The 14071-nt window shown below is 65.1% G+C and carries 7 protein-coding genes; 6 read left to right on the top strand and 1 reads right to left on the bottom strand.

Annotated features, from left to right (window positions below; translation table 11 throughout):
• The first annotated feature begins 429 nt into the window (after positions 1–429).
• Genes ACFV9O_RS25620 through drmB form a run of 4 tightly spaced genes read left to right on the top strand, consistent with a single transcriptional unit; the run spans position 430 to position 12070 of the window.
• Complete coding sequence (locus ACFV9O_RS25620) at positions 430–5115, top strand: DEAD/DEAH box helicase (protein ID WP_385421551.1); 4686 nt, start codon at positions 430–432, stop codon at positions 5113–5115.
• Positions 5112–7004 (top strand): UvrD-helicase domain-containing protein, encoded by a 1893-nt coding sequence (locus tag ACFV9O_RS25615; RefSeq protein ID WP_385421549.1) that lies wholly within the window; start codon positions 5112–5114, stop codon positions 7002–7004. The genes ACFV9O_RS25620 and ACFV9O_RS25615 overlap by 4 nt, the downstream gene beginning before the upstream one ends.
• Positions 7001–10216: a helicase-related protein gene (locus ACFV9O_RS25610; protein WP_385421548.1), complete on the top strand. Its 3216-nt coding sequence runs from the start codon at positions 7001–7003 to the stop codon at positions 10214–10216. Before ACFV9O_RS25615 ends, ACFV9O_RS25610 begins: the two co-directional genes overlap by 4 nt.
• Positions 10217–12070 (top strand): DrmB family protein, encoded by a 1854-nt coding sequence (gene drmB / locus ACFV9O_RS25605; protein WP_385421546.1) that lies wholly within the window; start codon positions 10217–10219, stop codon positions 12068–12070.
• Positions 12071–12075: 5 nt separating this feature from the next.
• Here drmB and ACFV9O_RS25600 read toward each other — a convergent pair whose 3' ends face one another.
• Complete coding sequence (locus ACFV9O_RS25600; protein WP_385421545.1) at positions 12076–12732, bottom strand: ATP-binding protein; 657 nt, start codon at positions 12730–12732, stop codon at positions 12076–12078.
• A gap of 198 nt (positions 12733–12930) precedes the next feature.
• Here ACFV9O_RS25600 and ACFV9O_RS25595 point away from each other — a divergent pair, with 198 nt between their 5' ends.
• Both ACFV9O_RS25595 and ACFV9O_RS25590 read left to right on the top strand, forming a co-directional pair.
• On the top strand, positions 12931–13779 hold the full coding sequence (locus ACFV9O_RS25595; protein ID WP_385421543.1) for a helix-turn-helix domain-containing protein: 849 nt from the start codon (positions 12931–12933) through the stop codon (positions 13777–13779).
• Positions 13776–13985, top strand: coding sequence for a DUF397 domain-containing protein (locus ACFV9O_RS25590; RefSeq protein ID WP_385421541.1), 210 nt, complete (start codon positions 13776–13778; stop codon positions 13983–13985). The genes ACFV9O_RS25595 and ACFV9O_RS25590 overlap by 4 nt, the downstream gene beginning before the upstream one ends.
• Positions 13986–14071: the final 86 nt, after the last annotated feature.

The following is a 14071-nucleotide window of genomic DNA, read 5'->3' as shown; positions in this document are numbered from 1 at the left end:
TCAGTCAGCACCCCAAGTCATCGAGCGGAATCGACCGATCGCATCATACAACCGTCCATTTGACAGCTGGCCAAATGTCAAAAACTGCTCATCGACGATGAATTCGGCAAGCTGGATCCTCCTCCGCGGGAAATAGACAAAGCGGATGTTCCTGGAGAAATAAGGACAGGTCTTCGATGCCCGGCGATAGGACCTTGTGTCGCATCCTGCCCTCGTGAAACCCTTTCGAGCACTCGCCCGGGGGGAGGATCCGGCGAGGAGTCGGCATGCCGCGACAGGGCCCGTACACGCCCGTCCGGCCAGACCGCCACCTTGTCAACGCCGGTCCCCGTGCAGCGACTTGGACCCGCAGCATTCTGCCGTTCGGCCACCCCGACGCAGATCGATTGCGGATGAGGCGATCCATAACTATGTAGCCCATCTCGGAGAGTGAGCGCCTTCGTGTCCCTTTCGCCCTCGAACGAGCAGTCCGGCCGGTTGTCCGACGTGCTTCGCGTGGTCCTGGAACAGTCGGATCGAAGTCTGGGGACCTACCGCACCGATCCTGGCCGGATCCTCGAGGACGCAAACGGTGAACGCCGTATCCAGCAGGGAGGCTACGGAGAACGTCAGCTCTACGAGCTCGTGCAGAACGGCGCGGACGAACTGCGCAATCGAGAGATGTCCGGTCGTATCGAGGTGATCCTCACGCAGGATCACCTGTACTGCGCGAACGAGGGAGCTCCTGTCACCGCCGAGGGAGCGGAGACCATCCTCCGCATGAGCGTCTCGAAGAAGCGTGGCGGGCAGATCGGTCGCTTCGGCGTAGGCGTGAAGTCGGTCCTCTCAGTCACCGACACCCCGCAGTTCTTCAGCATCACGGGCAGTTTCGGCTTCGATCGCGAATGGTCCCGAAACCTCATCCATGGGGTACACCCCCATGCGGAGGAGACCCCCGTACTACGCATGGCCCGGCCGCTCGACCTCGCTCGTGAGCGTCGTGACGACAGAATACTCAACGAGCTGTTCGGCAGGGGGGCGGTCACGGTTGTCCGTCTCCCCCTGTTGCACGGCGCGGCAGCGCGGCTGGGGCGGGACATCCGCTCATTCCCTCGCGAGTTCCCGTTGTTCTCCCCGCACGTAGGTACGATCGAGCTCGTCGATCGGCGAGTCGGGGCCGAATACCACCGCACGCTGAGCGGGGTGCGAAACGGAAGCATCCACACCCTGCACGTCATGGAGAACACCGAGCCGCCCGTCGAGGAGCGCTGGCGGGTTTTCACACTGCCGTACTCGCCCACGGACAAGACGCGTGAAGCCTCCGGTGAACTGCACGATCGACCGGTCATCGACATCACCTGGGCCGTTCCCGACAGTGGACGCGAACTCGGCGCATTCTGGGCTTACTTTCCGACTCATTATCCGATGACGCTGCGCGGCATCCTGAACGCCGCTTGGAAGACCAATGAGGACCGCCAGCACTTGGTCGACGGCACTGCGCTCAACGAGGAACTGCTGCACGCCGCTGCAAACCTGGTGGCGGACTCGCTGGAGCATCTGACCGATCCCGGCGACCCGGCGGGCCACCTCGCCCATCTGCCGGGCCGATTCAAGGAGCGGCGCAACTGGGCCGACGGGCGGATGATCCAGGGCGTGTGGCGCGCGGCCTCGACCAAGCCGTCCCTGCCTGACCAGGACGGCATCCTGCGAAAGCCCGATGATCTCCACATCCACCCGGACGAGCTCCAGCTGGATTGGCTCGACATGTGGGCCGCGCACCCGGGGCGACCGACCGCCTGGGTGCATCGCTCGGTGGAAGTCGACCGGGAGCGCCGTGGCAAGCTGGGCCACATCATCGAGGCGGCGAAACGTGAGCGCACATCCGTCAAGGACTGGCTCGAAGCCCTTGTGGTGGACGGGACGCCACAGGCGTCCGCATGCGCACTGCGGATTCTCGCCGGCATGATCCGTGCGGGCAGCCGGCACATCGCCGAAGCTCGTGAGGCACGCATTCTGCTGACCGAGCAGCACGGTCTGGTGGCCCCGAAGCCGAACACAGTCTTCCGACCTGTGCTGGACGACACCCTCCCCAATGAAATGGTGTATGTGCACGCCGACCTCGCGGCGGATCGGGGCCTCGGGTCCGACCTCGACCTGATCGGTATCCACGAAGCCGACGCTATGGGTCGCTTCGAGGCGGTCGTCGACCAAGGCTTCGCGCGGTACAGCGACTCCTCCTGGGAGGAGTTCTGGAAGCTCTCCCGTCAGGCCGGGAGTGATCAGTCCGTGGCGATCATCCGTAGGAAAGTGGCGCATCCGACCAGCACCCTCAAGGTTCGGAACGGCTCCGGAGACTTTCGCATCATTGCATCCTGTCTGCTGCCCGGCCCTGTCGTTCCCGCGGACGGCTCCCGCGACCGTTCGGTTGCCGTTGACGGGCGCTTTCACCGCGACGACATCCGCGTGTTGCGTGACCTAGGCGCGCGCAGCGGCCCGGAGCTCGAGCAGGACCCTCGCGACGAGAGCTGGTTCGAGGACTACATCGACAACAGGCACAGGGCATACTGCGCAAAATTGCCGACCAACGCCCATCGCCCGCAGAAGACGACAATCCGGCTCGTCGGTGCTTCGCCCGCGGGCCCTCTGGGCTTCCTCATGCGTCTGAGCGACGAGGGCCGCGCTGCCTTTGTCGCCGCCCTTCCTGAGCGCGGAATGGTTCGCAACTGGACCCTCCAGGTCGGCAGGCAGGCAAGTACACAGCAGGCTGTCGCCTCGCCATTGCGCTGGGTCGTCGCAAAGTACGGGCGCTTCCACACGGATCACGGCCTCCTGTCTCAGGACCTGTGTGTCGGCCCGACCCTCGCCGAGCACTCGGCCGTCCTGCCGGTGGCCAAGCTCTCGCCGGCTCAGGCCGAGGCGTTGAACATGCCCGCCGCGCTCGACGAGGTGGGAGCACGGGTCTGGGACGGCGTCCACGAGCGGATCACCTCGAGCGAGGACGACTCCTTCGTCGGAAAGGCGTATGCCCTGCTCACCCGTGCCGAGGCCGAGTTCCCCGAGGGGGTCGAGACGCGATGCCGCATCGGTTCCGAGTGGGGCAGCCGCCCGGACACGGACATCGCCGTGACCTCAGCGCGGGAGGAGTATGACGCGCTCGTGCGGGAGCAGGTCCCCGCGCTTCTAGTCGGCGCTGAAGAGGACGCGGTGCTCCTCAGGGACCGGTGGGGCATGTGCCGCCCTGAAGACAAGATCCAGAAGGAACTGGACTACGCCAGTGAGGCAGAGCCCGAATTGATCCTGGGACGCTTTCCGGCCCTCCGTCTGCGGTCGGATGTGGAGGCCGGTGACGCCTGGTTCCAGTCCTGCTCACGTCTTGAGCAGGTCATTCGAACGCCGACCGGCTCCCGTCCGGTGGCATTGAAGAGCGCGCTCGAAGGCCGGGTCGCTCTCATCGAGCGCCCCCAGGACGACCTGGAAATCCTCATCGAGGCATCCAAGGTGTTCGGGTGGCGCCTTTCCGCCACCGAATGTCGCCAGGTACTCGATCTTCAGGAGCGCCAGCGAGCCAATGAGCGGCTCCAGCAGGTCACCCGAGCCGAGAGCGTCATCGACAAGCTGCTCCTGCTGGTCGGCGAGGACGCCTTGCGGTCCGGGCTACCGGACGGGCTGCTGGAGGACGAGCGGGTCAACTCGAAGGCCGACCCGCAGGGTCGGCGCATCGCCGAGCTGGCATACAACGCCTACAAGGACGAGATCCTTCAGAAGTACTCGAAGGACATCGCGTCCCGATGGCCGGAGGCACCTTCCAGCTACCACGGAGACGCAGGCGCACGTCGGTTCGTCAATACGCACCGCTTCCCCGAGGCCTTCGCGGGAGCCAAGACGGTTAGCCCGCCTCAGGTGGAGACCGTGCGTGGCCCCGTCGATTTTCCCAGGCTCCATGACTACCAGGAGCGTCTCGCCGGCAACCTCTTCTACCTGTTGACAGACCCTGACCCCAAGCGCGCCATGCTGTGCATGCCCACCGGCTCCGGAAAGACCCGAGTCGCCGCCGAAGCAGTCATCCGGGCCATCAAGCATCGCCGGCCCAGAGGCCCGATTCTGTGGATCGCGCAGAGCGAGGAACTGTGCGAGCAGGCAGTACAGAGCTGGAAGTTCGTCTGGGAGAAGGTCGGCGCCGAGCGCGAAAACCTGTCCATTAGCCGTCTTTGGAGCTCCAACTCGGCGACGGACATCCGCTCCCATGCCCATCTCGTGGTGGCAACTGACGCGAAGCTCGAGCACTGTCTCCACACGGACGAGTACGCCTGGCTTCGGGAGGCCGCGGCTGTCATCGTCGACGAGGCACACACGTCGCTCGCACCCCGCTACACCAAGCTGTTCGAGCACCTCGGGCTGACCTCCCGCAAGACCGAGCGCCCGCTGGTAGGCCTCACCGCCACTCCGTTCAGGGGCAGGAGCGTCCACGACACTGATCGGCTCGTCCAGCGCTACGGACGTACACGCTTGGATCGAGGCGTTCTCGAGGAGAACCCGTACCCGCAGCTGCAGGAGATGGGTGTGCTCGCCCAAGTCGAGCAGCGACTGCTGCTCGGCACAACTGTGAGCATGAGCGAGGCCGAACTCGCTTCCATGGACACATTCGGAGGCATGCTCCCACGTTCGGTGGAGCAACGCCTGGCCGACAACCACGAACGCAATCGCATGCTGGTGGACGAAATCGCGTCGCTGCCGGCCGACTGGCCAGTGCTGCTCTTCGCCACCTCCGTGGCCCACGCCAAGTTGATCGCGGCCAAACTCACGGACATCAACATATCCGCAGAGGCCGTTGATGCGTCGACCTCCACGTCGGAGCGACGCAAGCGAATCGACGATTTTCGGTCCGGACGCATCCGGGTGCTGTCCAACTACGGCGTGCTTACACAGGGTTTCGACGCGCCCGCCACTCGAGTGGTGATCGTGTCGCGTCCCACCTACAGCCCGAACGTGTACCAGCAGATGATCGGTCGTGGTCTACGCGGTCCCAAGAACGGCGGCAAGGAGACCTGCCTGATTCTCAATGTCGCCGATAACATCGAGAATTACGGTCACGATCTCGCATTTACCGAGTTCGAGTACCTGTGGGGGCGCAAGTGACGACGGGTTCGTCGCTCACCGATGAGCAGCGGGCAGTGGTGGACCTTCCCTGGGATGCCAAATGCCTCGTTATCGCAGGCGCAGGCGCAGGTAAGACACACACGCTGGTACGACGGCTCGATGCCCTAGTGGAACGCGATGAGCTGCTTCCCGGTGAGATCCTCGTGCTCAGCTTCTCCCGGGCAGCCGTGAAGGAGCTGCGTGAGCGCATTGCCCGGCACGCCGTGGCGGCGGACCGCGTGCGGGTGCAGACCTTCGACGGGTGGGCCACGGCACTCCTGTCCGCAGTGGCTCCGGACGGTGAGTGGACAAGCGTCGCGTTCGACGAGCGGATCCGCAACGCAACCGAGGCCATTCAGGAAGGCGGGCTCGAGGAATTCCTCACGGAGGATCTGGCTCACGTCGTCATCGACGAGGTTCAGGATCTGGTCGGGGATCGGAAGCTCATGGTGCAGGCGCTGCTCGATCACCATCGCGAGGCCGGCTTCACCATCGTGGGCGATCCCGCCCAATCGATATTCGGCTTTCAGGTTCCCGTGGCCGAGCGGCTCGTCGAGGTGAACAGCCTCTTCCCGTGGCTGCGAAACAGTTTTCCCGGCAGCCTGCACGAACTGCGACTGACAGAGAATTTCCGCGCCGGGAACGACGAAACCGGAACAGCTCTGTCGCTTGGGCCCCGGCTTCAGGGCGACGATCTCTGTGTGAGGGACTACGAGGAGATTCACTCGGAGCTCCGCTCAAGGCTTCTCAGTACGCTCCCGTTCTCCGCTCTCGACACAGAGCTCGGCATCTCCTCGATCCGCAACCACCGCGGTTCCACGGCTGTGCTGTGCACAACCAACGGTGAGGTTCTGTCGCTGTCCCGCACGCTGCGCATCTCGGGTGTCCCCCACCAGGTGAGGCGTTCGGCCGATGACCGAGTCCTGCCCGCATGGATCGGCCGGCTCTACCGTGTTTGCGAGGGGTCGACGCTCACCAGGGGAAGGTTCGACGAACTCACCTCCTGTCTCGGCCTGATGGAGGGTGCTGTTTCCGACGTTCTCTGGTTCGCGCTCGTCCGTTTGGACGGCCGCGGCCATCGGACGGGCGTCGACCTCAACCGTGTGAAGACCGCGCTCGCGGTGGGGCGCGTCCCCGACGAACTGATGGCGCAGGAGTCCGCACGCCTCGTCGTCTCCACCGTGCATCGCGCCAAGGGCCTGGAGTTCGATCGAGTCATCGTGATGGATGCGGGCCCCGTCGACGACTGGAACAAGGCGGAGGCCGACCCCGCTGCCATCACCCGAGTGTTGTACGTGGCGATGACGAGACCCCGTGCGCAACTCTTCCACCTGCCGTCGAAGCGCGACTGGTTCCTTCGCAAGGACGGCAAGGGGTACTTCGCCACCCAGCGCTGGTACCGAGGCGGCAACGGTGCCAGGAGGGGACAGCGGTACGCCATCGAGATCGTGGGGGGAGACGTGGCTCGGGATCGTCCTGCCGGCACGGGCGGCGTCGACGCCGATCCGGAGGAGCTGCAGCACTACTTGTCCAGCGAAGTGCACGCCGGAGACGGCGTGGAGTTCGTACGCCAGCACGATCTGCCGTCCGGTGCCAAGGAGAGCCCGCCGTACACCCTCATGCATCGGGGCAGGCCAATCGGATCTGCCTCGCAAACGCTCCGCAAGCATCTATACGCTTTCCGCAAGAGCGGCAAGGACGCATACGACCTCAACTGGCCACGCACCATCACTGACCTGTTCCTGGACTCGGTGGAGACGGTCGTGGGAAACGACAGCGCCGCCCTCTCTGCCGGCCTCGGCGACCGAGGTGTGTGGCTGGTCCCCCGGCCGATCGGCATGGGGCGCTTCGAATGGGACAAGAAGACCGCAGAGGACGGTGAAGGGTGACGAAGAGCCCGCACGATGAGCACTACGAGTTCCGGGACGAGCTGGTGGATCGACTCGCACTCGACCTGATGGGCCCCAAGGGAGGGGCCGACGAACTCCTGGCCGATCCCCCCGTCACCACGTACCCCATCGGTGTGCTGTTCCCTCGCGACGATTCCGACTCCGACTCGGATCCGGTCGAGCGTTCGGATCAGGACGCCGACCAGGACCCGGACCCCGCCCCCGATGTTGCCCGACGAGAACTGCACGGCGGCGACTGCGACGATTCAGGTGTCGCCCTCACCAACGTCCGTCGTCCTTCCGCGATGGGCATCAGCTTCGCCGTGGATCCGGCTGCGGCGCCCACGATCACCGTGCGTGTGGAGGCCGCCAAGTACATACCTGTGGACGCCGAGGGCCGACCCACGGCGGCCAAGCGCGCCGAACAGCGATCCACGGAGGATGAGGGCGTCCGGTGGCAACGGAGGCCCATCCCGCCCAAGGACTTGCCCATCCCGGTGACGACACCGGGTTCGGTGACCGAAGACGTGTTGCCCGGCCTAAAACTCAGGGTCATCGTCCGGAAGCAGGACGAGTCCGGAGCCGTCGCCGTCACCGCGACTCTGATCAACACAGCAGTCGCCCCTGGAGGCCGCCCCCAGGACGAACTGTGCTTCTTTCAGCCTCGACTGACCGTATCCGCGCCCATCGGATCGGGCGGGCTCGTCGAGCGGCGTGTACACGGACGGTCGCAGGACCCCGAGGTGGATCTCAACAGGCTCCTCCACCGCCATGCCCCCTCGTTCGCCACAGGCCACGGCTGCGCGGCCGACTGGAACTGGGTGGCGTATCCGGCGAACCGCATGCCCGTCGATGGGGGCCCGTGTCGGATTGACCAGGTGAACACCGAGTTCCTTCCGACATACGAAGTTTTGCTCACGGACTCCAACCCGGACATCGATACGGCATCGCTCGGCATGAAGTGGCTGTCGACAGCCCATCGCGATGATGCCGTGCCGGCCTTGCACGCACTGTTGTCCTCGTACGAGGAGTGGATCGAGGAACGCTTCGTCGGGGCCGAGGCACTGCGGTCCTCCGAGTTCGCCGAGTTGGCACAGGAGCAGATCACCAACTGCCGCGCGGCCCTCAAGCGGATGCGCAGCGGTGTGCGGCTTCTCGGCACCAATGACGAGTGCCTGAAGGCCTTCCAGCTGGCCAACCGTGCCATGGACGACCAGCGGACCCGCAGTATGACGATCAAGCACGGGCGTTTGGACAAGCCCAATGAGTGGCGCCCATTTCAGATCGGCTTCCTGCTGCTGTGCCTCGACGGGATCGCGGACCCCAACCACACGGACCGGGGCGTCGCGGATCTCCTCTGGTTCCCCACGGGCGGTGGCAAGACCGAGGCGTATCTCGGTCTGATCGCTTTCACCGTCTTCCTCAGGCGGCTGCGCCGTGGTGAGTCCGGCGGCGGGGTGACCGTGTTCATGCGCTATACCCTGCGCCTGCTGACACTGCAGCAGTTCGAGCGCGCTACCGCCCTCATCTGCGCAATGGAACGCATTCGTCTGGAGGCAAGGGGCACAGACCGCCCCCTCGGCACCGAAAAGATCTCCATCGGCATGTGGGTCGGCCAGTCCGCCACACCCAATGACCTCGACAAGGCTGAGAAGAGTCTTCAGAAGCTTCGGAATGGGCTGCCGGTCGTCAAGGAAAACCCCGTCCAACTGAGGGCCTGTCCGTGGTGCGGATCCGTCCTGGACGCACACAACTACGTGGTCACGCTGGAGCCGGCCGCCATGGTTGTCGCCTGCCCGAACCATGCCTGCGACTTCCATCAGGGCCTACCGGTACACGTGGTGGACCAGACCGTCTACAAGGCTCGCCCCACACTCGTCATCGCGACGGTCGACAAGTTTGCCCTCATCCCGTGGGAGGAGCGGACGGCTGCTCTGTTCAACCGCAACCGCCCAGCCGACGACACGCCTCCGCCCGAGCTGATCGTGCAGGACGAGCTCCACCTGATCTCCGGCCCGCTGGGGACCATGACAGGGCTGTACGAGACCATGGTCGACTTGGCCGCGAAGCGCCCCAAGGTCATCGCATCGACCGCGACCATCCGGAGAGCCAAGGCACAGGTAACCGCGCTGTTCCATCGGGAAGTCCAGCAGTTCCCGCCGACCGGACTGGACTCCCGTGACTCCTGGTTCTCCCGGGAGGCTCCCGGCGAACGCAAAGCCACGCGACGCTACGTGGGTCTGCTGACGCCGTCCACGAGTCAAGCAACGCTGTTGGTGCGTGCCTACGCCGCCCTCCTGCACAACGCCATACGGATCGAAGGTGACGAGAAAGTCCGCGACGCCTACTGGACACTCGTGGGGTACTTCAACAGTCTCCGTCTGCTTGCTGCGGCGGAACTGCAGGTCAGGGACGACGTCCATGACCGGCTCGGGCTGCTGGCCGCCCAGGAGGACGGCAAGTCCCGCGAGATCAACGAGCCGACCGAGTTGACCAGCCGCGTCGATGCGAGCGAAATTCCCAAGTACCTCAAGGACCTGGAACGACGCCTGCCTCACCCGGACGCGGTGGACGTACTGCTCGCCACAAACATGATCTCCGTCGGCGTGGACATCGACCGGCTCGGCCTCATGGCGGTCATGGGACAGCCGCAGACAACTGCGGAATACATCCAGGCGACGAGCCGCGTCGGCCGCAGCCACCCCGGTCTTGTCGTGACGCTGCTCAACTCGGCACGCTCGCGGGACCGCTCGCACTACGAGAACTTCGTCACCTATCACTCCGCCCTCTACCGGCAGGTCGAGTCGACCAGCGTCACTCCGTTCTCACCGCGCGCCCGCGACCGCGCCCTGCACGCCGTCCTCATCGGCCTCGCCCGGCTCACCATCGAGACGGCCCGCCCCAAAAGCGGGGCCTCGAAGATCGCACGGTTCGACCAAGAACTCAGGGACATCTGCGCAGCCATCACCGCACGCGCGGAGGCGATCGACGAGGATCGCGCCGGCAACGTGAGGGAAGAACTCGAAGAGATCATCAACGACTGGCACACACTCGCCGAGAGCCACCCGGAGGACCTGGTCTACGAGGGGTGGTTCGGCAGACGCCCGGCCCTGCTGGTTCCGTACGCCGAGGCCGAGAACGCAGAGGCCTTCCCCACATTGACCAGCATGCGCGACGTCGACGCCGAGTCCGACCTGTTCGAGGAGAAGTAGATGCCCCAGCCCTCCCGGCGCGCGCGCTCCGGCTCCCGACTGCAGCAGCTGCGCGCACAGAATGGTCCGCGCAAGCTGGGGTCCGCCCGCCGCGCCCAAATGATCACCACCTACGGTGTCGGCTCGATGATCGCCATCGACAGCGAGTCCTTCATCGTGCGGGGTATCGACTCCTGGCATGTGCCGTCCGAATTCGAGCTCACCGAACCGCGGCTCCAGCAGCAGCTGAACGTCGACGGATTCCATCTACCGCCCGCTGCCACCGACGACCGGGCAACCAAGGACGGCGTCCACGTCGCGAGGTTCCCCGAGTGGTATTCCTGCTCCACGTGCCACGCCCTGAGCCAACACCGCCGGCTGACGGCGGAGCCGAAGAAGAACAAGTGCGGCAAGTGCGAGACGACCGAGCTCACCCCCTCGCGATTCGTCATGGCCTGCGAGAACGGGCACCTGGACGACTTTCCGTACTGGCAGTGGGTGCACAAAGCAGAAGGTTCGGACGGAGGCTCCGGAACCCACCAGCTCGAGATCCACATGTCCGGTCGCACCGCGTCCCTGCGATCCATTCAGATCCGCTGCTCGTGCGGAGTGGCCCCCAAGTCCCTCGAAGGCGCCCTCGGGCGCAAGGCCCTCGTATCCCTGGGCATCCGATGCACGGGGCGGCGCCCCTGGCTCAAGAACGACGAGAATCCGGAGGGCTGCACCGCAGCACCGCGAGCCATCCAACGTGGTTCCTCTGCTGCCTGGTTCCCCCAGGTCGCATCGGCACTGACGATTCCTCCGTGGTCGCAGGGCGCCAATAAGCTCATACGTCCCTACATGTCGAAGTTCCGTGATCGGACTGACGAGCAGATTCTGACGTACATCGAGATGACACCCCAGCTGGCACGATCCGGTTACGAGGCTACGGATCTGCTAGCCGCGGTTCGTGTCGCACAGCGCGCTGCCGAGACACGTGAGTTGAGTGAGGAGAACACCGCTGCGGTCCTGATCGACCCGCTGCGCCGAGACGAGTACGAGCAACTACAGCGCGCCACGGTCCACGATCACCTCATCAGCCCTGACTTCGAGACGGAAGATCCCGGGCCCATGGGTGATCTGGCGGACCACCTCGGCATCGAGCAGGTGATGCTCGTTCCCCGGCTGCGGGAAGTGCGTGCGATGACCCACTTCACTCGGCTCACCGCTCCGAGTCCTGCCGCACCCGAGCGGCATTCCGGGTTGGCGCGCAATCCACAGGGATGGCTGCCTGCCATAGAGGTCATCGGCGAGGGGGTGTTCCTGCGCTTCGACCGAGAGCGCGTCGCCCGATGGGAACAGGAGCAGGCCGAAGTACGCCGGCGGGCCAATGTCGTACGCGAGCATCACATGGAGCTTCTGGCCGCGCAAGCAGGTCCGGACGGGGATCCTGAACTGTCTCCTGTCACGCCGCGCCTGATGCTCGTCCACACCTTGGCCCATGTGTTGATCAACGAATGGAGCCTGGACTGCGGATATCCCGCCTCCGCCTTGCGTGAGCGGCTGTACGTCGATGACGAGATGACCGGAGTACTGATCTACACGGCTACCAGTGACTCGGCCGGCAGTCTTGGTGGGCTGGTCAATCAGGGAAAGCCCGATGCCCTGCGCAGGTCGCTGGAGACCGCACTCGCGCGAGCCACGTGGTGCTCTGCGGACCCCCTGTGCATCGAGTCGCCCGTGAGCGGTGCGGACAACGTCAACCTCGCCGCATGTCACTGCTGTGTTCTCCTCCCCGAGACCAGCTGCGAGCAATTCAATCGGTTCCTGGATCGCGGCATGCTGGTCGGTACGCCCGAGGATCCCGCAAGCGGCTTCTTCTACCGCAAGGGTTGATCGTTCTACGGCACGGCTCCTTGGGCTTCGGCCTCGAAGTGCATCTGAGCGCGATCCAATGCCTCATCCGGGTCGCATCCGTGGGCGTGGAGCCAGTGGAGGAGGTCGGCAATCACATCGATCGCCGCCTCCTCCGCAGTGGCGAGGCGCAGCCTGCCGCGCGCCTCAGCCCTCGGCAGCTCGGGGACGGTGTAGAAACCAAGCAATGCTTCTGCACGTGTGACATGGAGGCTGCCTGCATGCCCCTCGGTTGAACTGAGGCTGGTCACCAGCTCGCACCAGGTGACCTTCGTGTCCGCGCGCAGAATGACGCCCCACGCGTCTGCGACAGTATCGACCAGGGCAATCCCTCGCCCGGCCTCCGCCTCCCGTTCGGGAGCGAGGAGAGTCGGCAGCGCGCGGGTGTCCGGGTCGTGGACCTCGATTCGCAGCCGGGTGCCCCGCATCGCGACAACGAGGGTCGTCGGCGTGCCACGGCCGACGTGCGTAATGACGTTGGACACGAGCTCGCTGACGCAAAGCTGGGCAGCCTCCACCGACTCATGAAGTCCCCATCTTGTGAGATGCAACCGCACGATGCGGCGCAGACCGGCCACCTCCCGAGGCTCTGCCAGGAAGGGCAGTTCCCAAGGCTTCCTCGGCATGCAGTGATCGACTTCCATGCCGCACCCCTTTCACGGCGCCGACTCAAGGTCGGCTACTGAATGACATTTGTCGACTACGTGGCGTGTCGACATGCGTGAGCATGGCAGCGCACATCCCCTCGTGCAATGTGCACGAAGGGATTCGCCGGTTCGAGTGATTGGCTGCGCGCCGGCTTCCCAGGAGACTGAACATCCCCTAACGCACGAGGAGTCGCCTTGGCCGGGTCCCCGACCGCGCGTCGCCGCCGATTGGCGATCGAGCTCAAGAAGCTGCGCGAGGACAACAAGCTGACCTGCAATCAGGTCGGTCAGGCTCTCGACTGGAGCGGTTCCAAGGTCAACCGGCTGGAGACGGGCAGCGGCCGCGTACAACCTTCGGATGTGGACGCGCTCTGCCGCTTCTACGACACGACGGACGAGCTCCGCGAGTTCCTGAAGTCCCTGGCGAAGGAGTCGAAGGTCCGCGGCTGGTGGCAGGCCCACGGGGCGGGGGTTCCCCAGTGGTTCTCCGTCTACATCGGCTTGGAGCAGGACGCATCCAGTCTGCGGCAGTACCAATGCGAGTTCATCCCGGGTCTGATGCAGACACCCGACTACGCCGCCGAGTTGCACCGGGTCTCCAACCAGCTCGCAGCTGCGGATCTGGAACGGGCGGTGAACGTACGTATGGAGAGGCAGGCGATGCTCACCCGAGAGGGCGCGCCGGACCTCTGGTGCATCGTTCACGAGAGTGTGCTGCACCACGTCGTCGGAGGCCGAGCTCTCATGCGGCGACAGCTCAACCGTATGCTGGAAGTTGGCGAGTTGAAGAATGTGACACTGCAGGTTCTTCCGTTCGACGCCGGAACCTATCCCGCGACCGGTGCCTTCACCATCCTCGGCTTCCCGGAGCAGGAGGACCCCGACGTGGTGTATCGAGACGGACTGACCGACGCCATCTATCTGGAGACACCTGGCGACGTGAACCAGTACACGAGAGCGTTCGACAATCTGCGAGCTGTCGCCTCCAGCCCGCCGCGATCGGCCGCATTGATCAAGCGTGTACTGGAGGAGCACTCCCGATGAGCACCACGAACAGCCCCGGGGACCACGACGGGTGGTTCAAGAGCAGCTACAGCAACGGCTCCGGCGGCGAGTGCGTCGAGGTGCACCTCGTGACCGCCCGAGCGGCAGTACGGGACAGCAAGCGCCCCGGGGGCCCACATGTAAGCGCCACCCCTGAAGCCTGGGAGTACTTTGTCGGTGCCCTGCGAGAGGGCCGGCTCGGCTGACCGGCAGCCGGACCGGCCTCGTCCTGGTTGACGAGGCGTGACGGCTGGCCCTGTCAGGTGGGGCCGTTCAATCGTTTGCTCATCCG

This window comes from Streptomyces sp. NPDC059909, from assembly GCF_042730885.1.
GTDB lineage: Bacteria > Actinomycetota > Actinomycetes > Streptomycetales > Streptomycetaceae > Streptomyces.
The sequence above is the reverse complement of the archived record's forward strand: the minus strand, read 5'-3'. Positions and strand labels throughout refer to the sequence as shown.